21 protein-coding genes are annotated in these 25,403 nt (G+C 65.8%); 10 read left to right on the forward strand and 11 right to left on the reverse strand.

Annotation, left to right across the window (positions count from 1 at the left end; translation table 11 throughout):
• Positions 1–237 precede the first annotated feature (237 nt).
• Both AC4AMJ_RS09045 and AC4AMJ_RS09050 read left to right on the forward strand, forming a co-directional pair.
• Positions 238–663 (forward strand): DUF1844 domain-containing protein, encoded by a 426-nt coding sequence (locus AC4AMJ_RS09045; protein ID WP_489896007.1) that lies wholly within the window; start codon positions 238–240, stop codon positions 661–663.
• 27 nt (positions 664–690) lie between these two features.
• The gene (locus AC4AMJ_RS09050; RefSeq protein ID WP_489896008.1) at positions 691–1,011 is read left to right on the forward strand and encodes a PspA domain-containing protein; all 321 of its coding nucleotides are present in this window, start codon (positions 691–693) and stop codon (positions 1,009–1,011) included.
• Positions 1,012–1,045: 34 nt separating this feature from the next.
• Here the strand turns inward: AC4AMJ_RS09050 and uvrA are convergent, their stop codons facing one another.
• Positions 1,046–3,928, reverse strand: coding sequence for an excinuclease ABC subunit UvrA (uvrA, locus tag AC4AMJ_RS09055; protein ID WP_489896009.1), 2,883 nt, complete (start codon positions 3,926–3,928; stop codon positions 1,046–1,048).
• Between the two features lie 241 nt (positions 3,929–4,169).
• Here uvrA and AC4AMJ_RS09060 point away from each other — a divergent pair, with 241 nt between their 5' ends.
• The 4 genes from AC4AMJ_RS09060 (at position 4,170) to AC4AMJ_RS09075 (ending at position 9,063) form a co-directional block, all read left to right on the forward strand.
• Positions 4,170–4,853 carry an MBL fold metallo-hydrolase gene (locus AC4AMJ_RS09060; RefSeq protein ID WP_489896010.1) on the forward strand — a complete coding sequence of 228 codons (684 nt, stop codon included), beginning with the start codon at positions 4,170–4,172 and terminating at the stop codon, positions 4,851–4,853.
• A gap of 123 nt (positions 4,854–4,976) precedes the next feature.
• Positions 4,977–6,050, forward strand: a complete 1,074-nt coding sequence (locus AC4AMJ_RS09065) for a DoxX family protein (protein WP_489896011.1) — start codon at positions 4,977–4,979, stop codon at positions 6,048–6,050.
• A 158-nt stretch (positions 6,051–6,208) separates the two neighbouring features.
• Complete coding sequence (locus AC4AMJ_RS09070; RefSeq protein ID WP_489896012.1) at positions 6,209–6,736, forward strand: hypothetical protein; 528 nt, start codon at positions 6,209–6,211, stop codon at positions 6,734–6,736.
• Between the two features lie 35 nt (positions 6,737–6,771).
• Positions 6,772–9,063 (forward strand): HelD family protein, encoded by a 2,292-nt coding sequence (locus AC4AMJ_RS09075; protein WP_489917847.1) that lies wholly within the window; start codon positions 6,772–6,774, stop codon positions 9,061–9,063.
• Positions 9,064–9,103: 40 nt separating this feature from the next.
• Here AC4AMJ_RS09075 and AC4AMJ_RS09080 read toward each other — a convergent pair whose 3' ends face one another.
• Together AC4AMJ_RS09080 and uvrB are read right to left on the reverse strand one after the other, a co-directional pair.
• Positions 9,104–9,547, reverse strand: a complete 444-nt coding sequence (locus AC4AMJ_RS09080; protein WP_489896014.1) for a universal stress protein — start codon at positions 9,545–9,547, stop codon at positions 9,104–9,106.
• A gap of 130 nt (positions 9,548–9,677) precedes the next feature.
• Positions 9,678–11,843, reverse strand: a complete 2,166-nt coding sequence (gene uvrB / locus AC4AMJ_RS09085; RefSeq protein WP_489896015.1) for an excinuclease ABC subunit UvrB — start codon at positions 11,841–11,843, stop codon at positions 9,678–9,680.
• A gap of 86 nt (positions 11,844–11,929) precedes the next feature.
• On the opposite strand from uvrB, the gene AC4AMJ_RS09090 reads away from it, so the two are divergent.
• Positions 11,930–12,454: a ribonuclease FAU-1 family protein gene (locus AC4AMJ_RS09090; protein ID WP_489917848.1), complete on the forward strand. Its 525-nt coding sequence runs from the start codon at positions 11,930–11,932 to the stop codon at positions 12,452–12,454.
• Between the two features lie 114 nt (positions 12,455–12,568).
• Here AC4AMJ_RS09090 and AC4AMJ_RS09095 read toward each other — a convergent pair whose 3' ends face one another.
• From AC4AMJ_RS09095 to rpsA, 4 genes are all read right to left on the reverse strand, one after another.
• A complete protein-coding gene (locus tag AC4AMJ_RS09095; protein ID WP_489917849.1) occupies positions 12,569–13,051 on the reverse strand; it encodes a hypothetical protein in 483 nt (160 codons plus the stop codon).
• A gap of 213 nt (positions 13,052–13,264) precedes the next feature.
• Entirely contained in the window at positions 13,265–13,672 is a 408-nt protein-coding gene (locus AC4AMJ_RS09100) for a hypothetical protein (protein WP_489917850.1), read from the reverse strand.
• Positions 13,673–13,824: 152 nt separating this feature from the next.
• Positions 13,825–14,778 carry a dephospho-CoA kinase gene (gene coaE, locus AC4AMJ_RS09105; RefSeq protein ID WP_489917851.1) on the reverse strand — a complete coding sequence of 318 codons (954 nt, stop codon included), beginning with the start codon at positions 14,776–14,778 and terminating at the stop codon, positions 13,825–13,827.
• 285 nt (positions 14,779–15,063) lie between these two features.
• The gene (gene rpsA / locus AC4AMJ_RS09110; RefSeq protein ID WP_489896020.1) at positions 15,064–16,527 is read right to left on the reverse strand and encodes a 30S ribosomal protein S1; all 1,464 of its coding nucleotides are present in this window, start codon (positions 16,525–16,527) and stop codon (positions 15,064–15,066) included.
• A 357-nt stretch (positions 16,528–16,884) separates the two neighbouring features.
• Here rpsA and AC4AMJ_RS09115 point away from each other — a divergent pair, with 357 nt between their 5' ends.
• Entirely contained in the window at positions 16,885–17,433 is a 549-nt protein-coding gene (locus AC4AMJ_RS09115; protein WP_489917852.1) for a 2'-5' RNA ligase family protein, read from the forward strand.
• A gap of 58 nt (positions 17,434–17,491) precedes the next feature.
• Positions 17,492–18,616 carry a class I SAM-dependent methyltransferase gene (locus tag AC4AMJ_RS09120; protein WP_489917853.1) on the forward strand — a complete coding sequence of 375 codons (1,125 nt, stop codon included), beginning with the start codon at positions 17,492–17,494 and terminating at the stop codon, positions 18,614–18,616.
• Here the strand turns inward: AC4AMJ_RS09120 and AC4AMJ_RS09125 are convergent.
• Positions 18,603–21,521: an ATP-binding protein gene (locus AC4AMJ_RS09125; RefSeq protein WP_489917854.1), complete on the reverse strand. Its 2,919-nt coding sequence runs from the start codon at positions 21,519–21,521 to the stop codon at positions 18,603–18,605. The two genes, AC4AMJ_RS09120 and AC4AMJ_RS09125, sit on opposite strands and share 14 nt — an antisense overlap.
• Before the next feature lie 21 nt (positions 21,522–21,542).
• On the opposite strand from AC4AMJ_RS09125, the gene AC4AMJ_RS09130 reads away from it, so the two are divergent.
• Positions 21,543–22,412: a class I SAM-dependent methyltransferase gene (locus AC4AMJ_RS09130; RefSeq protein ID WP_489917855.1), complete on the forward strand. Its 870-nt coding sequence runs from the start codon at positions 21,543–21,545 to the stop codon at positions 22,410–22,412.
• A gap of 334 nt (positions 22,413–22,746) precedes the next feature.
• Here the strand turns inward: AC4AMJ_RS09130 and AC4AMJ_RS09135 are convergent, their stop codons facing one another.
• The 3 genes from AC4AMJ_RS09135 to AC4AMJ_RS09145 are packed head-to-tail and all read right to left on the reverse strand — an operon-like array spanning position 22,747 to position 25,402.
• The gene (locus AC4AMJ_RS09135; protein WP_489896025.1) at positions 22,747–23,520 is read right to left on the reverse strand and encodes an amino acid ABC transporter ATP-binding protein; all 774 of its coding nucleotides are present in this window, start codon (positions 23,518–23,520) and stop codon (positions 22,747–22,749) included.
• Positions 23,507–24,469, reverse strand: coding sequence for an amino acid ABC transporter permease (locus AC4AMJ_RS09140; RefSeq protein WP_489896026.1), 963 nt, complete (start codon positions 24,467–24,469; stop codon positions 23,507–23,509). Before AC4AMJ_RS09140 ends, AC4AMJ_RS09135 begins: the two co-directional genes overlap by 14 nt.
• 3 nt (positions 24,470–24,472) lie before the next feature.
• Positions 24,473–25,402, reverse strand: a complete 930-nt coding sequence (locus AC4AMJ_RS09145) for an ABC transporter substrate-binding protein (protein WP_489896027.1) — start codon at positions 25,400–25,402, stop codon at positions 24,473–24,475.
• Position 25,403: the final 1 nt, after the last annotated feature.

Consider the following 25,403-nt stretch of genomic DNA (forward strand, 5'->3'; position numbering starts at 1 on the left):
AATCGCTCTCAGCAGAAGAGCCCCGGGATGCTGATCGCATCCGCAGGGCTCCGTTACCGACCGGCTCTCCGACACACGTGTCGGGCCGACGCGTACACGCAGCTCGGTGGCGGCGCGACTGTCGGCGTGAACCGGACCGTACAACTGCGGCCAGGCCGCGTCGTGACGGTGGGAGCGGAACTCCACTTGCGACCCCGGCGCAAACCGGGGCGGTCGTACTGTGGGAGTCTAGCAGCCATGACCGAGAACTCCTATTCGTCACCTGCACAGATGCCCGGTGGGCACGGCACAGACGGCGATGACGGGGTGGCCGGTATGGAGCAGACCGATATCGACAACATCCGTGATCTCGGTGATATTCCGGCGATCGAGGTCATCACCAAGGCGATCGTGATGCTGATGAGCGCATCGGCGGAGAAGCTCGGCCTGGCCGAGGGCGCCTCGGAGGACGATGTCGACCTCGACGAGGCGCGCAGACTCATCACCGCACTCGCCGGTCTCGTCGATGCGTCGAAGGCCGACCTCGGCGTCCACGCGGCACCGATCCGCGACGGACTCAAGCAGCTCCAGCTGGCCTTCCGCGATGCCAGCGCCTACCCGGACGAGCCCGGCGAAGGTCCCGGCGAGAAGTACACCGGCGCCGTCCGCGATCGTCGGCGTTAGGTTCACGCACCGACGTACGCTGGACAAATGACCAGCGAAACACCATCGGATCGCGATCCCGACGTCGTCGAGGGCGAGGTCGTCGCCGATCCGGCAGGTCCGACGGCGACCACCACCCCCGCGCCCGGCTACGTCCCGCCGCTGCCGGACCCGAACTACTCCGATCAGGGCGTGCCGACCTTCGACTTCGTCCGCGACAAGATCGAGAACCGGATCGCCACCGCGATCGGTAGCGAGGAACTCGCCCACACGAGCCCTGAGGGTCAGAAGGTCGACGAGATGATGCGCAAGCGCGACGAAGCGGCACGCAAGAAGCTCGACGAGATCCGAAAATCGATGGGCAAGTAGCAACCCCGCCGGCGACCTGGTTCGTCCGGGCCCGCTAGCCGGCCGACGCGACCGTCTCGTCGACGTCGAGGATGTTCGCCAGGAACTTGCCGGTGTGGCTGGCGGGTTCGACGGCGATGTCCTCCGGGGTGCCCTCGGCGACCACGGTGCCGCCGCCCGTGCCCCCCTCGGGCCCCATGTCGATGACCCAGTCGGCGGTCTTGATGACGTCGAGGTTGTGTTCGATGACGATCACCGTGTTGCCCTTGTCGACCAGCCCGCTGATGACGCCGAGGAGCTTCTTGATGTCCTCGAAGTGCAGACCCGTGGTCGGCTCGTCGAGGATGTACACCGTGCGGCCGGTGGATCGCTTCTGTAGTTCGGCGGCCAGCTTCACGCGCTGCGCCTCGCCGCCGGACAGGGTCGGTGCGGGCTGGCCCAGGCGCACGTATCCAAGGCCGACATCGACCAGAGTCTTGAGGTACCGATGGATCGACGTGACCGGCTCGAAGAACTCGGCGGCCTCCTCGATCGGCATGTCGAGCACCTCGGAGATGGTCTTGCCCTTGTAATGCACCTCGAGCGTCTCGCGGTTGTAGCGCGCACCATGGCACACCTCGCACGGTACGTAGACGTCGGGGAGGAAGTTCATCTCGATCTTGATGGTGCCCTCACCGGCGCACGCCTCACACCGGCCGCCCTTGACATTGAAGGAGAACCGACCCGGCTGATAGCCGCGGACCTTGGCCTCGGTCGTCGCGGCGAACAGGGTGCGGATCTTGTCGAACACCCCGGTATAGGTGGCCGGATTCGACCGCGGCGTGCGGCCGATCGGCGACTGGTCGACCTGGACCAGCTTGTCGAGCTGGTCGAGTCCCTTCACCCGGGTGTGACGGCCCGGCACCTGGCGGGCACCGTTCAGCTTGTTGGCGAGCACGGTCGCAAGGATGTCGTTGACCAGCGTCGACTTACCCGAGCCGGACACCCCGGTGACGGCGGTCAGCACGCCGAGCGGGAACGACACCTCGATGCCCTGGAGATTGTGCTCCCGCGCACCGACGACGGTGAGCTGCTTCTTGCGTGAAATGGGCCGACGAATGGCCGGGATCGGCAACTCGTCGCGCCCCGCCAGATACGCCCCGGTCAGGGATCGACGGTTGCGCAGGAGTTCCTTGTAACTGCCGCTGTGCACGACCTCCCCACCGTGCTCACCGGCGCGCGGGCCGATGTCGACGATCCAGTCGGCCGACCGGATGGTGTCCTCGTCGTGCTCGACGACGATCAGGGTGTTCCCGAGGTCCCTCAGCCGCGTGAGGGTTTCGATGAGCCGGCGATTGTCGCGCTGATGCAAGCCGATCGACGGTTCGTCGAGCACGTAGAGCACCCCGGCCAATCCGGAACCGATCTGCGTGGCCAGTCGGATGCGCTGGGCCTCACCGCCCGACAGCGACCCGGCGGCACGGGACAGGGACAGGTACTCGAGTCCCACGTCGAGCAGGAACGTGATGCGCGCCTGGACCTCCTTGAGCACCCGGCCGGCGATCGCCTGCTGGCGGTCGTCGAGTGTCAGTCCGTTGAGGTAGTCCGCGCACTCGGCCACCGACAGCGCACAGACCTCGGCGATCGACATCGCCCCATAGGTCGGATGGTCGAGCGTGACGGCGAGGATCTCGGGCCGCAGTCGCGCCCCGTGGCAGGCCGGGCATGGCACATCGCGCATGTACCCCTCGTAGCGCTCCTTCATCTGTTCGGACTCGGTCTGGTCCATGCGGCGGGCGAGGAACGACATGACGCCCTCGAACTCGGTGTAATAGGACCGGGTCCGGCCATAGCGATTGCGGAACTTGACGTGTACCTGGTGGTCGCTGCCGTTGAGGATCGCGTTGCGGGCCCTGGCGGGCAACTTCTTCCACGGGGTGTCGACGTCGAAGCCCATCTGATCGGCGAGCCCACCCATCAGCCGCAGGAAGTAGTCGGCGTTGTGTCCCCCCGACCACGGCGCGATCGCGCCCTCGGACAGCGAGAGGTCGGGGTCCGGCACGACGAGTTCCTCATCGACCTCCTTGCGGATGCCGAGTCCGTCGCATTCCGGACACGCACCATAGGGCGAGTTGAACGAGAACGACCTCGGCTCGAGATCGTCGATCGCGATGGGGTGACCGTTGGGGCAGGCCATCCGCTCCGAGAAGCGCCGCTCACGGTGCGGGTCGGACTCCTCGAGATCGACGAAATCGAGAACGACGATCCCGTCGGCCAGTCGCAGCGCCGTCTCGACGGAGTCGGTGAGGCGTTGCTTGGCAGTCGGCTTCACCGCCAGCCGGTCCACCACGACCTCGATGTCGTGTTTCTCCTGTTTCTTGAGCTTCGGCGGGTCGGTCAACTGATGGACGACGCCGTCGATGCGGGCCCGCGAGAAACCCTGGGTCTGCAGCTCGGCGAACAGGTCCACGAACTCGCCCTTGCGGGTGCGCACGACCGGCGCGAGTACCTGGAATCGGACACCGGCCTCCATGTCGAGCACCTGGTCGACGATCTGCTGCGGGGTCTGTTTCGCGATCAGCTCGCCACACTCCGGGCAGTGCGCCCTGCCGGCACGCGCGTAGAGCAGACGCAGGTAGTCGTAGACCTCGGTGATGGTGCCGACGGTCGACCGCGGGTTGCGGTTCGTCGATTTCTGGTCGATCGACACCGCAGGCGACAGTCCCTCGATGAAGTCGACGTCGGGCTTGTCCATCTGACCGAGGAACTGACGCGCATAGGCCGACAACGACTCGACATAGCGTCGCTGCCCCTCGGCGAAGATCGTGTCGAAAGCGAGCGACGACTTCCCCGACCCGGACAACCCGGTGAACACGATGAGGCTGTCCCGAGGTAGATCCACGTCGATCCCACGCAGGTTGTGTTCGCGGGCACCGCGGACGATCAAACGGTCAACCACTTGCAAGTCCTCATTCGTTGCTGATCCGGCCGTGCCGGTGTGCTGGTGTCTGAGCAGTTGGATGCGGTCGGCCGACTGGTTGGACCTCTCCGCGCGTACATTATCGACGGCCACCGACAAGTTCGGCGGGTCCCATCGACCAATGCTCCACGATACCCTCGCGCACCGGCTCCCGAGTTCCTCGACCACCCCTGGCTGACGGCCTTCCCGGTGCCCGTGGGTATGTCATAGCCTGGCCAACATGAGCCCCCAGGACGTTTCCATCATCGACACCTACACCGGCGACCTCTCGGGGTCACCCCGGCCGCAGCGACGCACCCTCGAGTCGGCGACGATCGTCAAACTGTCCGTGGGTCCGATGGACAACAATGTCTATGTGGTCACCTCACAGAACACCGGTGACCAGCTGATCATCGACGCGGCGAACGACGCCGAGCGGATCCTGGACGTCGTTCGTGAGCTGCCCGGAACACCCCGACTGATCCTCACCACTCATGGGCACTTCGACCATTGGCAGGCACTCGAGCAGGTGGCGGGAGAACTCGGGACCCCGACCACGGCCGGCCGTGCCGATGCCGACAAACTCCCGGTGGTACCCGACCGCCTGATCGACGACGGCGACACCATCGAGGTGGGCGACCTCACCTTCGAGGCCATCCATCTGGTCGGTCATACGCCGGGTTCGATCGCGCTGGCGCTCACGGACGGAGACGTCACCCACCTGTTCACCGGCGACTGCCTCTTTCCCGGCGGAGTCGGCAAGACCTGGGAGCCAGGAGACTTCGACACGCTGCTCTCCGACGTCACGTCCAAGGTCTTCGACCGCTACCCCGACTCGACGGTCGTCTACCCCGGACACGGCAAGGACACCACTCTCGGGACCGAGCGCCCGTCGCTGCCCGAATGGCGTGATCGCGGCTGGTGACCCGCTCCGCCGGACCACCGAACAGGGTTCCTGCGCCCGCTCGCACGGACCGGTAACCTCGATAAGGTTCACCACTCAAGTCGTGGGGGTGATCACCCGAGCCATGTCACGAGGAGGCCGTCAGTGTTGATCCGCCGAATTGCCCGACCCATGCTCGCCACTGTGTTCGTTGCCGCCGGCATCGACGCCTTGCGCAGCCCCAAGACCCGCGCCGATATGGCACAGGGATTCGTCGACAAGTCAGTCGAGACCCTGCCCGACAGCATCACCGACAAGGTGCCGACCGACCCCGAGACCCTGGTCCGCATCAACGGCGCCGTGCAGGTGGGCGGCGGAGTCCTGTTGGCCACGGGCAAGTTCCCGCGGTTCGCGGCGCTCGCACTGGCCGGTTCGACCGTGCCCACCACCGTCGCCGGCCACGCCTTCTGGAACGAGACCGACCCGGTGATGCGCGCTCGGCAGCGCACGCAGTTCTACAAGAACGTCAGCCTTCTCGGTGGACTCCTGATCGCCGCGGTCGACACCGAGGGCAAACCCTCACTCGCGTGGCGTGGCCGTCAGAAGGCCTCGGCGACAAGCCATGCCATCGCCGCGGCACTGCCCGTCGGCGTCGCCGCGTCCGAATCCACGTGGGACACGATCCGGGAGCGGTCCGCCGAGGGCGCCCACGTCCTCGGCGAGCGTTCCGCGGAGGCCGCCGAGGTCGTCCGCCACCGCGCGCCGGAGCTCGCCGAAGCGGCCCGGGAGTATTCCAGCGAGGCAGCCGAGCTCATCAAGCACCGCGCGCCCGAGTTGGCCGACGCGGCATCCAAACGCACCGCCGGATTGGCGGAGGTGGCCCAGAAGCGGACCGCCGAGTTCGCCGAGGCGGCACAGAAGCGTTCCGACAAAGCCGTCAAGGCGACACAGAAGCGATCGGACACCGCGGCCAAGGCCGCTCAGAAGCGCTCGGACAAAGCGGTCAAGGCCGCCAAGAAGGCGCAGAAGCGCGCCGACAAGGCCGCGGATCACATCATCGAACGCGCGCCCGAGTTGGCCGAGGCCATCCGGGAACGTTCGGCCGACACCGCCGAACTGGTCAAGAAGCGTGCACCCGAGATCGCCGATGAGGTCTCGGCCCGGGCCGCCACCGCACGGGACAAGGCGTACGAAGGCGCCGAGGAGGGCCGCCGACGCTGGAGGAAGGCCCGCTCATAGACCCGACACCCCTTCTGCCCGCCCACGACTACCCGTGGACGACGACCGAGGCCGCCTGCGATCCTGCGATCGATGCGGCTTCGGTCGCCGGCCGACACCTGGTGGTGGCGGTCGGCTCCAATGCCTCGCGCGAGGTGCTACGCAGGAAGCTCGCCGGCGTGACAGGCTCTGCACCGTCGCCACCGATCATGCGTGTCACGGTGTCCCATCTCGCCGTCGGCCACTCCGCGCACGTATCGGCCCGCGGTTATGTACCCGCCGCGCCTTACCACTGTCCCGGGTCCACACTGTCCACCGTCGGATCGTGGCTCACTGACGCCGAGACCGCTGCCCTCGACCACACCGAACCGAATTACATTCGTATGATGCTCTCCATCGCCGACCACCCTGTGGCCGCAGCTGACGCTGTGCCACAGTGGTTCTCGCTGTATGTCTCACGGCATGGCGTGCTCGCTGACCCCCATACCGGCAACCCGGTCGGGTTAGGTCGGCAACAAGCCGTGGTCGACTGGCTCGACACACATCTCGCCGATCAGGCGTTGATCGGTCCGATCGACGCCGTGTGCGGGCGCCTGGCAGCGCCGACGACCGGCGCACGTGTCTCGGCCGCCATGAAAGCCGCGGGATTGGCTCGACATTCCGGATTCGGGGCGATGGCGATCGCGAAAGGGTCGGCACGACAGTGAGCTCCACCGATACCGGTTCCACCGATAGTCCGACGATGGCCGAGACCGCTCGGATCGCCGAAGAGCAGGCCCATCTCGATCTCGTCTACGGCCGACTCGACCGGATGCGCGCCAACACCCAGCGGCGGTTGTCGACCACCCTCCGCGAGTCCGGTGGGACTCCCCAAGCCCGCTCGGAGCGCGAGTCCTACGAGCGGATGTACACGGACGATCTGGCGAAATACGATGCCGCCGAGCACAATTTGTATTTCGGTCGCCTCGATCTGGCCGATGGCGAGGTGCGGCGGATCGGCCGGATCGGTGTGCTCGACGACGATGCCGCCGATACGACACTCCTGCTCGACTGGCGCGCTCCTTTGTCTCGCCCGTTTTATCTCGCCACACCTGCGGCGCCCGAGGACGTCGATCGACGTCGGCACATCCGGACGCGGAGCCGGCGAGTGCGAGCGGTCAACGACGAGTCGCTGATCCTCGGTGACGCTTCGCCCGACGATGTCGGGCACGGCGACGTCGTCAACGAGACCGCGCTCGTCGCGGCGATGAACGCGGCGCGCACCGGTGAGATGACCGACATCGTCGAGACGATCCAGCGCGAACAGGATCTGATCATCCGTTCGACGCATCGGGGGGTGACGGTGATCCAGGGCGGACCCGGCACCGGCAAGACCGCGGTCGCCCTGCACCGAGCCGCCTACCTGCTCTATACGCACCGGGATATTCTGTCGCGCAGCGGAATTCTCATCATCGGACCCAACGACGACTTCCTGAACTACATCGGACAGGTCCTTCCGTCGCTCGGCGAATCCGGTGTCCTGCTCTCCACCGTGGGCGATCTGTTCCCCGGCGTGCACGCGACCGCAGTGGAACGCCGTCACGCAGCGGCGGTCAAGGGCGACCTACGAATGGTGGATCTCCTCAAGCGGGCCGTCCGGGCGCGGCAGTCGCTGCCGTCGAAACCGGTGCCGGTGGATTTCGACACCTATCAGGTGATGATCGATTCCGATTTGATCAAGGCGGCCCGTGCCAAGGCGCGGAGTTCGCGTCGAGCACACAATCTCGCGCAACCGGCTTTCCTCCGCGCCGCGTTGGACGGCCTCGCGCACGCCCATGCGCGATCGATCGGTGCAAGTCTGCTCGACGGCTCCCAGTTGCTCTCGGGCGCGGACATCGCCGACATCCGCGACGAGATGAGTCACGACCCCGACATCCGCCGAGCGCTTCTCGAATATTGGCCGACCCTGAACCCGCAGAGCATGCTGCGCAACCTGTATGCCGACCCGTCGGCAGTGCGCAAGGCCAGCCCCGGCTGGTCGGATGACGATCGCGCCGCACTGCAACGGGACCCGGGCGACCGTCACGACGACGGCAGCGACTTCACCCCGGCAGATGTGCCGTTGCTCGACGAGCTCGCGGAGCTGATCGGCTTCGGCTCGGACGACGCCGAGCGAGCCGAACGGGAACGCTGGCGTCGACAGCTGGCAGATGCACAGGATGCGCTGGACATTCTGACCGGTTCCGCACCGCAGGACCTCGAGGACGAGCTCGATCCGGAGATCCTGATGGCCTACGACCTGATCGACGCCGAACAACTCGCCGCGCGCCAGACCGAGACCCAGCGACTGACCACGGCGGAACGCGCACACGGCGATCGTAATTGGGCCTTTGGACATGTGATAGTCGATGAGGCGCAGGAACTCTCGGGTATGGCGTGGCGGATGGTGATGCGCCGCATTCCCAATCGGTGGATGACGATCATCGGTGACACGGCTCAGACCGGGGATCTCGCCGGTACGCGATCATGGGGCGACGTGCTCAGCACGTATGTCGCCGATCGCTGGCAACTGCGTGAACTCACCGTCAACTACCGGACACCGGCCGAGATCATGACCTACGCGGCGCGGGTGCTCGAGCAGATCAGTCCGACGCAGTCGCCACCGACGTCATTGCGAAGCAACGGAATCGAACCGGTCGCCGTACCCACCGATGCGGCCGCGCTGGCGAAGGTCGCACTCGAGGCGGCCACCCGAGCGGGACTGACCGGATTGAGTGCGGTCATCGTTCCGGACGGGCTCTACGACGAGACGGCCTCCGCGGCGCGCGATTTCGACGGCCACCCGCGGGTCCTCACCGTCGGCGGCTGTAAGGGCCTGGAATTCGACAACACGGTGGTGGTGGAACCCGCAGCGATCATCGGCGACTCACCACTGGGTTACTCGGATCTGTATGTCGCCCTGACCCGCGCGACCCAGCGGTTGACCGTGATCCACTCCGATGAACTCCCACCGGAACTCGAGGACATGACGCAGGAAACCCCCGACGCCTGGTGAGGCACCGGGGGCTTCGTCGCTGGTCGTGCGCGTTACGCGACTAGGTGGTGTGCACGATCAGGACGTCGCACGCCGATTTGCGTGCAACGTCGGCCGGTACGGAGCCCAGAAGCCGTCCGGCGATCGAGTTGAGTCCCTTGTTACCGACGACCAACAGGTCGGCGCTGACGTCGGTGACGAGCTGCAGTAGGGCGTCCACAGGTGCGCCCTTCACCGCGCGGGCATCGATATTGCCGGCACCCGCCCGAGATGCGCGTTCTTTCGCTGTCCTCAGGATCTCTTCGGTCGGCGACGATCCCATCACCTGATAGGCCTCGTCCTTCAGGACGTCGGCGGCCCCACCGGCACCGCGATCGTTCGGAAAATAGGCGCACGCGATCACCAGTGACGCATTCTCACCAGCAAGTGCCCCCGCACGCTCGACCGCCTTCAACGATGACTCGGAGCCATCGGTGCCGACGACGACCGTCTGATATGCGCTCATCCAATCCTCCACGTGTCAGTCCGCCTCGCCGTCGCGAGGCAGATGTCATCCCCACACACTGTAGAACCCCTGATCCGGCAGATTAGTTTGCGCCGTGCGATTTGTCCGCTGTTCGTGGGGATCGGCACATTTACTTGATGCCTGCGGCGTCCATCCCGCGCAACTCTTTCTTCAGGTCGGCGATTTCGTCGCGGAGTCGGCCGGCGAGCTCGAACTGCAGATCTCGCGCAGCGCTCATCATCTGATCGGTCAGCGACGAGACAAGGTCGGCAAGTTCCGCACGCGGCATCGACGACGTGTCCCGCTTCTCGATGACACCGGCGCTGGTGGCGCCTTTCGCCTTCGAGACCTCGCCCTGGGCCCGGCGTCCACGGCTCGCGTTGCGGCCCGAGCCGCCGACGGCGACGGCGTCGTCCTCGGCTTCCCGATACACCTGGTCGAGGATGTCGGCGATCTTCTTGCGCAACGGTTTCGGATCGATGCCCATCTCTGTGTTGTAGGCGACCTGCTTGGCTCGTCGACGTTCGGTCTCGTCGATGGCGTTACGCATCGAATCGGTGATCGTGTCGGCGTACATGTGCACCTGACCGGACACGTTGCGGGCCGCCCGACCGATCGTCTGGATCAACGACGTGGTCGACCGCAGGAAACCTTCCTTGTCGGCGTCGAGAATCGCCACCAGCGACACCTCGGGGAGGTCGAGGCCCTCACGCAGCAGGTTGATGCCCACGAGTACGTCGTATTCGCCGGATCGGAGCTGGCGTAACAGCTCGACTCGTCTGAGCGTGTCGACCTCGGAATGCAGGTACCGGACTCGGATGCCGAGTTCCAACAGATAGTCGGTGAGGTCCTCGGACATCTTCTTGGTGAGTGTGGTGACCAGGACGCGTTCGTCCCGCTCGGTGCGTTCCCGGATCTCGTGCACCAGGTCGTCGATCTGGCCCTTGGTGGGTTTAACGATGACCTCGGGATCCACGAGACCGGTCGGCCGGATCACCTGTTCCACGAACTCCCCGTTGGCCTGGCCGAGCTCATAGGGTCCGGGGGTCGCCGACAGATAGACCGTCTGACCGATGCGGTCCACGAACTCGTCCCACGTGAGTGGTCGGTTGTCCACCGCGGACGGCAGCCGGAAGCCGTAATCGACGAGATTGCGCTTGCGCGACATGTCGCCCTCGTACATACCGCCGATCTGCGGCACCGTCACATGAGATTCGTCGATGACGAGCAGGAAGTCCTCGGGGAAGTAGTCGATCAGGGTGGCCGGGGCGCTGCCGGCGGCCCGGCCGTCGATGTGGCGAGAGTAGTTCTCGATGCCCGAGCAGAACCCGACCTGCCGCATCATCTCCAGGTCGTAGCTGGTGCGCATCCGCAGACGCTGCGCTTCGAGGAGCTTCCCCTTCCCCTCGAGATCGGCCAGGCGCTGCTCGAGCTCCTCCTCGATGCTCTTCATCGCCCGCTCCATGCGCTCCGGTCCCGCGACGTAGTGCGTCGCCGGGAAGATGCGCAGTGAATCCACCTGCCGCACAACGTCGCCCGTCAGCGGATGCAGATAGTACAACGCCTCCACCTCGTCACCGAAGAACTCGATCCGCACGGCGAGTTCCTCATACGACGGGATGATCTCGACGGTGTCGCCGCGCACACGGAATCCACCGCGGGTGAAGGCCGTGTCGTTACGCGTGTATTGGACATCGACGAGCAGCCGCAGGAGCGCGTCACGGTCGATCTCCTCGCCGACGGCGATCTCGACCGACCGGTCGAGGTAGGACTGTGGTGTACCGAGGCCGTAGATGCACGACACCGACGCGACCACCACGACGTCGCGTCGTGAGAGCAGATTCGACGTCGCCGAATGTCGCAGACGTTCGACGTCGTCGTTGATCGACGAGTCCTTCTCGATGTAGGTGTCGGTCTGTGCGATGTACGCCTCGGGTTGGTAGTAGTCGTAATACGAGACGAAGTACTCGACGGCGTTGTTCGGCAGCATCTCGCGCAGTTCGTTCGCCAGCTGGGCCGCCAGGGTCTTGTTCGGTGCCATCACCAGCGTGGGTCGCTGTACTCGCTCGATCAACCACGCGGTGGTGGCCGACTTGCCGGTGCCGGTGGCACCGAGGAGGACGATGTCCTTCTCCCCCGCCTTGATCCGATTCTCCAGATCATCGATGGCGGCAGGTTGGTCACCAGCCGGTTCGTACTCGCTGACCACCTCGAAGTGACCGCCGGTGCGTTCGATCTCGCCGACCGGACGGAACTCAGAATGCGCGATGACCGGGCGTTCTGCTGCAAAAGCCATAGTGCCAGGGTAAACGCGCCCTATGACACGAATGTTCCGTCGCCGTGTACCGGGCCTGTCTGGGCCTCAGCAACTAGGGTGCGCCTATGGGAGAGCGCCCTCATCCGCCCAAACGCGAGGTCTTCGACGTCCCGGCCATGACGAACACCGACAACAAGGGGTTCGTCCGGCCGGTCGAGCGCTACGAGGTCACCGACCACGGCCTGTACATGTCCCGGACCGCAGATCATCCGCGGTTCTCCCACCTCGAGTCCTGGCTGCTACCGGCCCTCGGACTGCGAGCGAACATCTTCCACTTCACACCCGGGCATCGCGACGGGCAGCGGTTGTATCTGGACGTCGGCAGGTTCAGCGGACCCGACGCCCAGGGTCGTTGGCATGCCGAGGACTGGTACCTGGACCTGGTAGACGTTCCGGGGCGGCCCCTGGAACTGGTCGACGTGGATGAGCTGTTCGAGGCGCACACAGAAGGACTGCTCGGGACCGCCGACTGCACAGCCGCAGTCCAGATCGCAACGAAGGCGCTGGTGGGCGCGGCCGAGCACGGGCATGACGTGCAGGCGTGGCTGGATCATGCGGCAGGTGGTCGGGTGTTCTGGCTGGATGGATGAGCGACGCGCCCTGCCATGGCGCCCGCCAGCGCACAGCGACAACAGAGATGGGGCGTTGCGGATTTCGTCCGCAACGCCCCATCTCTGTTGTGCTCGGGAGCTCAGCTCACGATGTCACGGCGCGTAGACGATGCACGTATCGGTGAAGGGCAGATCGAAGTTGATCGGTCCGAGTGAGATCGCGGGGATCTGGATACCCGAGCCGACCTGGAGATTGCCTGTGGACTGTGCGTCACTGCTGCCCTGCTGCGCCTTGATCTTGTAGGTACCCGGCGCGGGCGGGGTCCACGTAATGGTGACCTTGTTGGCATCGGCGGCCACTGGGGAACCATCGATCGCCGTGTATGCCCCACCGTCCTTGGACACGCTGAACGCGACCGGGTCTGCACCCGACGTGTAGTCATTAATCGTCGCCTGCACGGTATACGAGCAACTCGAGCCATACCGATCGGCCACCGAGCCGTATCCCGACGGCGTCGTGATCGCGACACCCGTTACGGCCGCGCCGGCCGGAGCAGCCATGACCAGGCCTGCAGCTCCCACACCGACGAATACGGCGGCGCCCCCAACAATCCGACGAGTCATCCTTGCAGCCATGAGGCCCTCTCCCTTGACAATTCGTGAGCTTTCGATCGCATCCCGACGATTACGATCGCATTCAGGTATTCCACAGAAACCGCGACCCGGCAACCTTTACCGCTCGCAATTCCTTTTCGGTCTCTCAAAATTCACACAGTAGAACTGCGCCAAACTTTACAATCGCGAAGTGGCTCCCGAGCCGCTTTCACCGGCATCCACCGGATACGTGGCTCAGAGAATGATGCAGGAGCTGCCGGTATATATGGCCTGAACGACGGTGATTTCACCTGTTGACTTACCCGGGTCCCCGGCCCCCTGCTTTGCCACGATCTCGTATGTGCCCGGTGTCAACGGAATCCACGGATACGTGGCCTTTCCGCCGTCGGCTTTGTATGTGCCCCTCTTCTGTCCGTTCACATAGAAATCAACATTCTCGTCAGGCGTTGCGGTGGCGATCACGCCATAACCGCAGCCCACACCGAAACGCTGCTCACCGAGCGAACCGAAGAGGGCCGAGTTGTCGATCGTGATGTCGCTGACGGCCGCATTCGCCGGCGCGGCCAACACCGCTCCCGCGGCCGCAACACTCGCGAACGCTACGGCAGCAGCCGCGGCGCGGCCCCTCGTGCGTACACCCATGGCTGTTCTCCCTCGACTTGAGCAGTGATATAGGTCGCACCCCTGGGTGCGCGTTCACGCTAGCAAAAGTTCGCATCACTCACATCGCCGAAACCGGAAATCTGCACACACTCGTACCCAGAGTTCATCCAAATGCCGTAACCGCAACTCGACTACGACGCGGCTGTTCGCACCACCCCGGGCCGTCCCGGGTCGGCGGACGCGTAGACATCGACCTCGCCGTCCACGCGCGGAAAACCGCCCTCGGCCAGCAGATCGGCGACATCGGTCGACGAAGGGGAGAGAGTCACGCTCACCTCGGGCGCGGTGAGGTCCGATGGCGAGAGTTCAGCTCCCGGAAGCTCTGCCCGCGAGGCTAGGACGTCGGTCCCCGTCGTGGTGATCTGCGTTGCCTTGTCGCCGAGTATCGCCCACAACCTGTTGACCAGGCGGGTGGGCAGGGTCGACGGGTCAGGGTCGAGTGCCATGAGGTGAACGCGAAGCTCGGCAGCCCGACGAGCGCGTACGTTGCGTTCGAAGGGAACCAGTCGCTCATCCCAGAGCTGGGCGGCCGCGGCGGCCAGATCACTTTCCGAGCCCGAGTTGTCGAGCCAGACATCGGCGACAGCGCGCCGGTCGGCCTCCGACGCCTGGGCGGCGATACGTGCCCGTGCATCGGCTTCGTCCAGCCCGCGCAGCGTGGTCAGGCGCTGCACCCGCAGCTCAGGGTCCGCATTGACAATCACCACGAGATGGAAGAAGGGCGCCATGTGCCCCTCGACGAGCAGTGGGATGTCCTGCACGACGACGGCATCCTCGGGCGCGGCGTCGAGTAGTTCCTGCGTGCGCCTGCCGACCAGCGGGTGAGTGATCGAATTGAGTTTCTTGCGCTGTTCCTCGTCGGTGAATGCCTTGGCCGCCAGTGCGGGTCGGTCGAGGCTGCCGTCGTCGGCGAGAATGTCGTCGCCGAACGCCTCGACGAGTGAGGCGAGCCCTTCGGTACCGGGCTCCACCACCTCCCGAGCGATCTTGTCCGCGTCGATGAGGTAGCCACCGCGTTCGAGGAAGGTCTTCGCCACCGTCGATTTCCCGGCGCCGATGCCACCGGACAAGCCCAGTCTGATCACGTACACCAGTCTCGCAAACCCGCGTCCCCGGCGCGCCGAGTGGCCGATTGTGGCACATGCCCCTTGTCGGTTGTGTCAGACGTGAATGCGCGCGAATCAGTGAACCCGCGAATGGTTTGGCACCATCTGTTTCCGACACCGGCACCGAAAGGTGGCAGCGCACTTGGCCAACCGGTGAGACGGCCCGCCCATGCGCACAACAGTGTTCGAGGTCCTCAGAAATGCCAGAACTCCCCGACTCGAATCCGAGCCGGGGAGTTCTGGTTTCGTGCTACGTACTACTTATCAGGCGTTACCCGACAGCTTCTCACGCAGAGCGGCGAGCTGCTCGTCGCTGGCGAGCGAGCCACCCGTGGATGCCGGTGCGCTGCTGGGCGCGCGGCCACCTTCGGATGCCGACGAGTAGTCCGACGGCGCGTTCTCGGCCTCGGCGGCCGCGGCGGCGAACTTCTCGATCTGGGCGGTGTGCATCTTGTGGCGACGCTCAGCCTCGGCGTACCGGGCCTCCCAAGCCTCACGCTGGGTCTCGAAGCCCTCGAGCCATTCATTGGTCTCGGGATCGAAGCCCTCGGGGAAGATGTAGTTGCCCTGCTCGTCGTAGCTGTCGGCCATGCCGTACTTCGACGGGTCGAACTCTTCGGTGTAGTCCTCGTTGGCCTGCTTGAGGCTCAGCGAGATGCGGCGACGCTCCAGGTCGATGTCGATGACCTTGACCATCGCGTCGTCGCCGACGGAGACGACCTGATCCGGCACCTCGACGTGACGCTCGGCCAGCTCGGAGATGTGAACCAGACCCTCGATGCCCTCGTCGACGCGGACGAACGCACCGAACGGCACCAGCTTGGTGACCTTGCCCGGCACGATCTGACCGATCGCGTGGGTGCGGGCGAACTGACGCCACGGGTCTTCCTGGGTGGCCTTGAGCGACAGCGAGACGCGCTCGCGGTCCAGGTCGACGTCGAGGACCTCGACGGTGACCTCGTCGCCCACCGCGACAACCTCGGACGGGTGGTCGATGTGCTTCCAGGAGAGCTCGGAGACGTGCACCAGACCGTCGACGCCGCCGAGATCGACGAACGCACCGAAGTTGACGATCGAGGACACGACGCCCTTGCGGACCTGGCCCTTCTGCAGCTGGTGCAGGAACTCGCTGCGCACCTCGGACTGGGTCTGCTCCAGCCAGGCGCGACGCGACAAGACCACGTTGTTGCGGTTCTTGTCGAGCTCGATGATCTTGGCCTCGATCTCCTTGCCGATGTACGGCTGCAGATCGCGCACGCGACGCATCTCCACCAGCGACGCCGGGAGGAAGCCGCGCAGGCCGATGTCCAGGATCAGGCCGCCCTTGACGACCTCGATGACGGTGCCCTTGACGGCCTCGTCTTTCTCCTTGAGCTCCTCGATGGTGCCCCACGCGCGCTCGTATTGAGCTCGCTTCTTGGACAGGATGAGGCGGCCTTCTTTGTCCTCCTTGGTGAGAACCAGGGCCTCGACCTCGTCACCGACGTTGACGACCTCATTGGGGTCGACGTCGTGCTTGATCGACAATTCGCGGGAAGGGATCACGCCTTCGGTCTTGTAACCGATGTCGAGCAGAACCTCGTCGCGATCGACCTTGACGATGGTGCCTTCCACGATGTCGCCATCGTTGAAGTACTTGATCGTGGAGTCGATGGCGGCGAGAAAGTCCTCGGCCGAGCCGATGTCATTGACGGCTACTTGCGGCGAGGTGATCGTGGGGGACGACATATGTTGAGTTGCTCCGGACAGGTGTGTAGTAGGTACAGTTCTTCACGTGTGGATCGGCACCGACCACTGAGCGGGATTACCGCCGAACAGGGCGTGTGCGAACCGCGCGTCATGGTGCACACGCGCGTGAGTCAGCCTACTCCAGTGCCGTTGCGCTGGGCAAATACGTCCCGGCGGGGAGATCGACTCAACCGCCGCACCTCTTTTTCACCACTGAAAACCCTTCTGACCAGCGAATACGCAGACGCACCTTAATTGCTTATCCGCCGCGCTCGGCGCGTACCGTCCACGCGGCAGCCTCGTCGAGGTCAGGGAATGTCCCCGACAACGGGCGCAGCGCTTTGGTTGACTGGGTCTATGGCGCATTCCATCGAGCTCCTGCCCGACGAGGCCGCCGACGCCTGCATTCGTGCGGAGTGGTCGGCGCTGGTCGAGGCGGGACTCCCCAGCGGGGCGCGTGTCCGGTCGGACACCAACCGTCCGCACGTCACGCTGATCCCGGCCGCCCGGATCAGCGCCGGCGCCGACAACGCCCTGTCGCCGTGCGCGCAGCGACTGCCGCTGACCTGTGAGATCGGCGCTCCCCTGGTGTTCGGTCACGGCGCGCGCCACACGTTGGCGCGGCTCGTCGTGCCGAGCGCCGAACTCCTGTCGCTGCACGCGCAGGCAACCCGTCTGACCGACGATTTCATCGACGGCGACGGTGGTCGATTTCCGCATGCCGCACCAGGCGCGTGGACTCCGCACATCACCCTCGGCCGTCGCCTCACCTCCACGCAGATCGCCTCCGCACTCGACACCATCGAAGCGCTCCGACCCATGCCCAACCTCGCGACGTTCGTCGCGCTGCGGCGTTGGAACTCGGATACGCGGACCGAGCACGTTCTCGCCGGGCGCAACTGCTGAGAGGCAGGGCCGGCAGGTTGAGAGTGACCTGAGAGGCGACGAGCGCATCGTTGCGGGCATGACTACAGCAACGCCCCCGACACCGCCCACTCCCACACCGACTCCGGCCACAGCGAGTTCACCGACCGCCGACGCCTTCGCCGAGCGGGTGTTCACCTCGACTCTGGCGACCGCCGAGACGATGAGCATCTACCTCGGCGACCGGCTCGGCTGGTACACCTGTCTGGCCGAATCCGGGCCGTTGACATCCGACGAACTCGCCGACCGAACCGGAACCAACCGCCGCTACGCGCGGGAGTGGCTGGAGATGCAGGCCGCATTCTCGATTCTCGATGCCGACCTCGACAGCCGGCCCGTCCGGTTCTCGATCTCCCCCGGCGTCGCCGAGGTACTCACCGACACCAGCAGCCTGGCCTACCTCGGTGAGCTGCCCCGGATGTTCGCCGCATCGATCGGCCGCATGCCCGAGCTGCTCGACGCCTACCGGCACGGCGGCGGAGTGAGCTGGGCGCAGATGGGCGCCGACGCTCGCGAGTGTCAGGCGGCACTGAACCGACCGTGGTTCGACAGCCAGCTGGCCCCCGCGCTCGCCGGTGTCACCCATGTGCACGAGAGGCTGTCGCAGCCGGGTGCGCGCATCGCGGACATCGGTTTCGGCGCCGGATATTCGACGATCGCGTTGGCTCGGGCCTACCCCGAAGCGACCATCGTGGGACTCGACGTGGATACCGAATCGGTCGAGATGGCTCGTCGTACGGCCGCCGAGGCCGGTCTCGACGATCGGGTCGAGTTCCTGGTCGCCGACGGCGCCGAGGCGACCCGTCGCGGTCCGTTCGACGTGATCTTCGCCTTCGAATGTCTGCATGACATGCCTCGTCCCGTCGAGGTGCTGTCGGCGGCGCGCACCGCGCTGGCGCCAGGTGGAACCGTGGTGATCATGGATGAAGCGGTGTCGGATGAATTCGCGGGGCCGGCAGATGATCTGGACAAGATCATGTACGGGTTCTCGCTGTTCGTGTGCCTTCCCGACGGCATGAGTTCGCCGCCGTCGGCGGCCACCGGGACGGTGATGCGCCCGTCCACGCTGCGGTCTTATGCACAGCAGGCCGGGTTCGACCGCGTCGAGGTGCTCCCGATCGAGGACTTCAGCTTCTTCCGGTTCTACGAACTCACTCCGCGTTGAGCGCGGCCAACGCCGCGGCGACGACCTCAGGCCCGGACATGGCTCCTCCCCGCGCCATCAGGTCGGCGACGAACTGATCGTCGCCGAGCCCGCCGCGTATCTGTTCGAACGCCGCATCGAGTCGCTGCTCGTCGAACCCGTAGGCTCCGGCACCGGTGATCTCGTCGGAGTGACGGATCGCGCCGAGCAGGGTGGCGGCGTCCTCGATGTGGCCGCGACGTAGCAGGACATCGACGACGGTCCGCAGCGACACCCACTGATGCGTCCAGTTGCCGGCGTCGCGCCAGTGTCGCACGACGTCGACGAAAAGGCGTCCGGCGAGCTCGGCGTCACCGTGGCGGGCCTCGATCGATGCGCGTGACACCTGGGCGACCCCGCGCAGGTACCGGTCGCCGGTGCCCGCCGCGCCGGCGATGGCCTCCTCGAGCAGCGCCCGCGCGCGGTCGGGTTCGGTGTCGAGGACGGCTTCCCCGGCGCAGTACCGCGCCCACGCGCCCACCACGGCTTGACCAGTCGCGTCGCATTCGTCGGCGACCCGTAGCGCAGCCCGGTGCGACACCAGCGCGTCTCCGCGGTAGGCGTTCATCAGCATCACGCACAAGTCGGCCATGTGCGCCGCGCCCGACATGCCCGCGGCGAGAGCGGCGTCACGGAATCGCCCGGCAAGAGTCGCCGTCCGGTCCAGATCACCTTGGAACAGCCCGACCTCGACCAGCATCATGCGCAGGTAGATCTCCACGGCGGGGTCGGGACGGCGATCGAGACCGGTCTGCGCGTACCGCCTGGCGGTCGGCAGGTCGCCGTCGAAGCGGGCGCCGCTCGCCGCGACCGCCCACACGACCGCGTCCGGGCCATCGGCGGCCGCAGCCGACCGCAGACGTCGAGCCCATCCGGTGACCTCGGTACTCATCGTCAGTTCGAGATACGGGATCACGCCGGCGAGCAGACGTTGTCCGACCCGCGGATCCCGTTCGCACGCGTGGTCCACAGCCTGGCGTACGTCGTCCAACCGAGTCGCCACCAGCGCCGCCGCATCGACATGACCGCGGCCGAACAGTTCCCGTCCCAGCGGCTCGAGCCGGTCCGCGACCAGTCCGGCGTGTGCTGCGCGAACCGCGTCGAGACGTTTCTGCTCGTCGAGCTGCGCAATCCCGAACGTGCGCAACGTTTCCAGCATGCGATACCCGTCGGGGCCGACTGTCAGCATCGACGTCTCGACGAGTTCGGCGATCGCGTCGGTGACATCTGCCCGCTCGAGCACATCTGTCCCCACAGCGAGGTCTTCGGCGTCGTCGAGCCCGAAGCGGGCGGGGAACACCGACAAGGTGTCGAAGAGTCGGCGGCCGCGATCACTCAGCAATCCGTAGGACCAGTCGACCAACGCGTACAGACTTCGGTGGCGGGGGTCGCTGCTACGGGGGCTGTGTAGTACCCGGAATCGCCATTGCAGCCGGTCCACGAGAGCCTGCGGAGGAATCGCCCTGGCCTTGGTGGCGGCGAGTTCGATGCCGAGTGGCAGTCCGTCGAGGCGTCGACAGACCTCGGCGACGGCTGACACGTTGTCGCCGGTCAGCGTGAATCGGGGGTCGCGAGCCCGCGCGCGAGCACAGAACAGTCGTACCGCCGGCGACGCCGCGATCTCGGCGTCCGATGCGGCCACCGGCGGCACGACCAGCGGTTCGAGGTCGACCACCTGCTCGATGTCGAGTCCCAGCGGCACCCTGGACGTGGCGACGACCGCAACGCCCGGGCAGCCTGCGTGCACGGCGCGCGCGAGGTCGGCGGCCGCATCCAGGACGTGTTCACAGTTGTCGAGCACCAGGAGTCCGGACCGCGCCGCCAGGGATTCGGTCAACGCGTCGAGTGGGTCGAGGTCGCGACGGGGTGTGGTCGCCGTCGCGGTGACCACACCGTGCACGACGTCGGCGGCCGTCTGCACACCGGACAACTCCGCGAACCACACCGCTTCATGATTGCGGGTGTGGTGTCGGATCAGCGCGGTCTTGCCCACACCGCCGGGCCCGACGACGGTGGTCACGGTTTCCGACTGCAGCAGGTCATCGAGGGTGGCCAGATCAGCAGTGCGACCGATGATCGCGGGCCCTTGGCCGGCCGTCGGCGCGCGCGGACGATGGCCGCGCGCCGCCGGGGCCGCCTCCCCGGCCAGTACCCTCGCGTGCAGATCACGAACGCTCCGCGAGGGGTCCGTGCCGAGGTCTGTCGACAAACGTTGGCGCAGTGCGCGATAGGTCGACAAGGCATCAGTGGGACGATCGGCATGCCACAGCGCTTGCATGAGCAGCAGGTGCAGACTCTCCCGATACGGGTGTTGGTCGGCGATCGCGGCCAACCTGCTCGCCGCATCGCTCGGACATCCTGATCGGATCAGCGCCTCGGCCGCCACCTCCGTGGCCCGCACCCGCGTCTCGTCAAGTGCCTCGACGTCGGCACGCGCCCAGACCTGATCGGCGAACTCACCGTATGGCCTGCCACGCCAAAGAGATTCGGCGGCATCGACCTTCTCCACGGCCGCCGCGGGGTCCGAGTCGGTCAACGAACCGGCGTCCCGGACCCGATCGGCAAACAGCAGAGAATCGACCTCGGCACGATCGACCATCAGTGCGTAACCCGGCGCTGCCGTGATCACCCGCAGACGATCCCCGGCAGCTCGCCCGCGCAACTCGCCGCGCAACCGGAACACCAGATTGTGCAGAGCCGATTCGGGATTCGCCGGCGGTGAATCCGGCCATAGGATCTCGGCCAACCAGTCGGCATCCGCCACGGAATTGGCGCGTGTCGCCAACGCGCTGAGCAGGCATCGAAGTCGTGGACTGCCGAATTGTCCGCCGCGCCCTTCTGCCCGCGCCGGCACATCGACCGGGCCCAGGAGCAGGAGGCTGACCACGCGAGATTCTATCATCGCAGGATGCCCATGAGTGAGGACGAATCCGAGCACGCGCCGGCACCCGTACGACCTCCGCGGCTGCTCACCGATGTCGATTCGACGACGAGCGATCGGGCGAACCGGTGGTGGTGGGACCACGACGCGGAGAACTATCACGCTGAGCACGGCTCGTTTCTCGGCACATTCGCATCCGGCGGCGACTTCGTGTGGTGCCCCGAAGGCCTGCGCGAGGCCGACATCGGGCTACTCGGGGACATCGACGGCAAGGATGTGCTCGAGGTCGGTTGCGGTTCGGCACCGTGTGCACGGTGGCTGTCGACCCACGGCGCCCGGGCGATCGGTGTCGATCTGTCGCGCCGCATGCTCGGTATCGGGCTGGCTGCGATGGACGCCGACGGCCGTCGGGTACCGCTGGTGCAGGCAACCGCCGAGTCGCTTCCGTTCGCCGACGGCTCGTTCGACGTGGTGTGTTCGGCCTTCGGCGCCGTCCCGTTCGTCTCCGACTCGGCCGGTGTGATGGCCGAGGTCGCACGCGTACTACGCCCCGGCGGACGGTGGGTTTTCGCGGTGAATCATCCGATGCGCTGGATGTTCTTCGACGATCCCGGCCCGGAAGGACTCATCGTCCGGATCCCGTACTTCGACCGCACCCCGTACACCGAGGTCGACGACGACGGTGCGATCACCTACGTGGAACACCATCGCACCATCGGCGACCGGGTTCGCGAGATCCGTTCCGCCGGACTGATCCTCGATGACATCGTGGAACCCGAATGGCCCGAGGGTTTCGACCAGGAATGGGGTCAGTGGAGTCCGTTCCGCGGCCAGTACTTTCCGGGAACCGCGATCTTCTGCTGCACGAAGCCGAACGACCCTCCGACGGTCGAGTAGCGCACAACCACCCTCCGATGGTCGAGCAGCGCCCAACCACCCTCCGATGGTCGAGTAGCGCCGAGCCGCTAGGCGAGGCGTGTATCGAGACCACCTGCAGCTCAAGTGGTCTCGATACGCCACTCGCCTAGCGGCTCGCGACTACTCGACCACCGGAGGGGGGCTCGCGACTACTCGACCACCGGAGGAGAGCTCGCGGCTACTCGACCACCGGGGGGCTCGGCCTACTCGACCACCGGGGGCCCACCACCACTCGACGACCGAAGGAAAGCCCACGACCACTCGACCACCGGGGGCCCACCACCACTCGACCACCGAGGGAGCGGCCTACAACTCACAGCAGCTTCGACAAGAAGCCCTTTGTCCGCTCGTGTTGCGGATTGGCCAGCACATCGCGAGGGTTGCCCTGCTCCACCACGACGCCGCCGTCCATGAACACCAGCTGATCGGCGACCTCACGGGCGAAACCCATCTCGTGGGTCACCACCACCATGGTCATCCCCTCGGCGGCGAGCTCACGCATCACGCCGAGCACCTCACCCACGAGCTCGGGGTCCAGCGCGGACGTCGGCTCGTCGAACAACATCAGCTTCGGTTCCATCGCCAGCGCCCGGGCGATCGCGACGCGCTGCTGCTGGCCTCCGGACAGCTGGGCCGGATATGTACTGGCCTTGTCGGCGAGACCAACACGTTCGAGCAGATACCGCGCCCGTTCGGTCGCCTCACGTTTGCTCTGCTTCTTGACCTGGGTCGGTGCCTCGATGACGTTCTCCAGCGCAGTTCGATGTGGGAACAGGTTGAAATGCTGGAAGACCATCCCGATGTCGCGGCGCTGCTTGGCGGCATCCTTCGGACTCATCTCGTGCAGCTTGTCGCCGCGTTCGCGGTAGCCGATGAGATCGCCGTCGACGTACAACCGACCGGCGTTGACCACCTCGAGATGGTTGACGCACCGCAGAAAGGTCGACTTGCCCGAACCCGACGGACCGATGAGGCAGAGCACCTCACCGCGCCCGACCTTCAGAGTGATGCCCTTCAGGACCTCGAGCGTGCCGAAGTTCTTGCACACCCGGTCGGCCAGGACCATCGGGTGTTCAGCGACGCTCATCGCTCTCCCCCTCCACGATCGGTGTGTTCTGTGTGGCGGCAAGGGCTCTGAGCTGTCGGGCGGTCAACTGCCGACTGGCACCCTTGGAGTAGTAGCGCTCCAGATAGAACTGTCCGACCATCAGGATGCTCGTCACCGCCAGGTACCAGGTCGAGGCCACCATCAAGAGCGGAATCGGCTCGAAATTCACGCCGGAGATGTCGCGCGCACGCCCGTACAGTTCACCGGTGAACGGCACCGCGGCCACGAGGCTGGTGGTCTTGAGCATGCTGATCACCTCGTTGCCGGTCGGCGGGATGATCACGCGCATCGCCTGTGGCAGCACGGTGCGCCGCATCGTCTGCGCCCACGACATCCCGAGTGCCACCGATGCCTCGGTCTGCCCCTCGCCCACTGACGACACGCCGGCTCGCACGATCTCGGCCATGTAGGCGGCCTCGTTGAGAGCCAGACCGATCATGGCGAAGGTGAACGCCGCATTGAGCGACTGGATGTCGAAGTGCGCGAACTGGTGGACGAACGGGATGCCGAGGTCTATCTGCTTGTAGATCGACGGAAAGAGGCCCCAGAACACGAGCTGTACGTACACAGGTGTGCCGCGGAAGACCCAGAGGTAGACCCACGCCGTGTAGCGCAGGACCGGATTCGGTGAGAGCCGCATGATCGCGAGCAGGATGCCGAGGATGATCGCGATGACCATCGCCAGCACCGTCAGGGCGAGCGTGTACCAGACGCCCGAGAGGATGCGGGTGTCGAACAGATACTTGGCGTAGGTGTCCCAGGCGTAGGCGGCGTTGGTGGCGGCGCCGTAGACGAACAGTGCGGCCAGGATCAGCACGATGGCCGCGGCGGCCCACTGCCCCGGATGACGAAGTGGAACGGCCTTGATCGGGGCCGGCTCCGACGAGTCGGCGTGGGCCCCGATCGGACCTGTGGACGGAGAACTCACCGGCTAGCTGACCGCACCGTTGATGACCGAGTTCGGGATGGTGCCCGCCTCGACACCCCAGTTCTCGGCGATCGCCTTGTACTGGCCGTTGTCGATGAGGTACTGCACGGCCTTCTGCAGGGCCTGGCCGAGTGCCGACCCCTTCTGCACCGGGTAACCGTAGGGGGCCGAATCGAACACGCCGCCTGCGGGCTCGAGCTTGTCGCCGGAACGCTTGATCGCGTATGCGGTGACCGGCGAGTCCGCCGACATCGCATCCACCTTGCCGAGCACCAGCGCATTGGTGGCCTCGTCCTGGCTGTCGAACTTGACCTTCTCGATCGCGGGCTTTCCGGCGTCGGTGCACGCCTTGGTCTTGGCTGGGATCTCGTCGGTGTCCTCATAGGTCGTCGACTGCACTGCGACCTTCTTGCCGCATGCGTTGTTGGGGTCGATTCCCGAACCCTTCTGCTGGGCCCACTGCACGCCGGCGCTGTAGTAGGTCACGAAATCGACCTGCTGTTCACGTTCCTTGGTGTCGGTGAACGACGACATGCCGACGTCGTAGGTGCCCTGCTGGACCGCGGGGATGATCTTGTCGAAGTCGGCCTCACGGTAGACCGGGTTGAGCCCCAGGACCTTGGCGACGCCGTTCATCAGGTTCACGTCATAGCCGACGATCGCGCCGCTGCTGTCCTTGAACTCGTTGGGCGAGTACGGAACATTGACGCCGACGGTCAGCTGCCCCGACTGGCGGATCTTCTCCGGCACCAGTGCCGCGATCTCGTCGACCTTCTGCACATCGACCGACATCATGGACACGTCGGAGCTGCCGTCGCCCGAACTCTCGTCGTTCGAGCAGCCTGCCAGCACAAGTGCCAGCACCGCTACCAGCGCGGTGACGATGCCCGCCCACCGCAGCGAGTCGGGTCGGAATGATCGATGATGTCGCATC

Source organism: Gordonia sp. LMA484, from assembly GCF_058129505.1.

Coding starts and splice junctions, on each gene's coding strand:
- AC4AMJ_RS09100 (WP_489917850.1), bottom strand. CDS start 13,672: ATGGGTGTACGCACGAGGGGCCGCGCCGCGGCTGCTGCCGTAGCGTTC.
- AC4AMJ_RS09050 (WP_489896008.1), top strand. CDS start 691: ATGACCAGCGAAACACCATCGGATCGCGATCCCGACGTCGTCGAGGGC.
- AC4AMJ_RS09080 (WP_489896014.1), bottom strand. CDS start 9,547: ATGAGCGCATATCAGACGGTCGTCGTCGGCACCGATGGCTCCGAGTCA.
- AC4AMJ_RS09090 (WP_489917848.1), top strand. CDS start 11,930: ATGGGAGAGCGCCCTCATCCGCCCAAACGCGAGGTCTTCGACGTCCCG.
- AC4AMJ_RS09045 (WP_489896007.1), top strand. CDS start 238: ATGACCGAGAACTCCTATTCGTCACCTGCACAGATGCCCGGTGGGCAC.
- AC4AMJ_RS09095 (WP_489917849.1), bottom strand. CDS start 13,051: ATGGCTGCAAGGATGACTCGTCGGATTGTTGGGGGCGCCGCCGTATTC.
- AC4AMJ_RS09130 (WP_489917855.1), top strand. CDS start 21,543: ATGCCCATGAGTGAGGACGAATCCGAGCACGCGCCGGCACCCGTACGA.
- AC4AMJ_RS09060 (WP_489896010.1), top strand. CDS start 4,170: ATGAGCCCCCAGGACGTTTCCATCATCGACACCTACACCGGCGACCTC.
- AC4AMJ_RS09135 (WP_489896025.1), bottom strand. CDS start 23,520: ATGAGCGTCGCTGAACACCCGATGGTCCTGGCCGACCGGGTGTGCAAG.
- rpsA (WP_489896020.1), bottom strand. CDS start 16,527: ATGTCGTCCCCCACGATCACCTCGCCGCAAGTAGCCGTCAATGACATC.
- AC4AMJ_RS09120 (WP_489917853.1), top strand. CDS start 17,492: ATGACTACAGCAACGCCCCCGACACCGCCCACTCCCACACCGACTCCG.
- AC4AMJ_RS09115 (WP_489917852.1), top strand. CDS start 16,885: ATGGCGCATTCCATCGAGCTCCTGCCCGACGAGGCCGCCGACGCCTGC.
- uvrB (WP_489896015.1), bottom strand. CDS start 11,843: ATGGCTTTTGCAGCAGAACGCCCGGTCATCGCGCATTCTGAGTTCCGT.
- AC4AMJ_RS09145 (WP_489896027.1), bottom strand. CDS start 25,402: ATGCGACATCATCGATCATTCCGACCCGACTCGCTGCGGTGGGCGGGC.
- AC4AMJ_RS09075 (WP_489917847.1), top strand. CDS start 6,772: ATGGCCGAGACCGCTCGGATCGCCGAAGAGCAGGCCCATCTCGATCTC.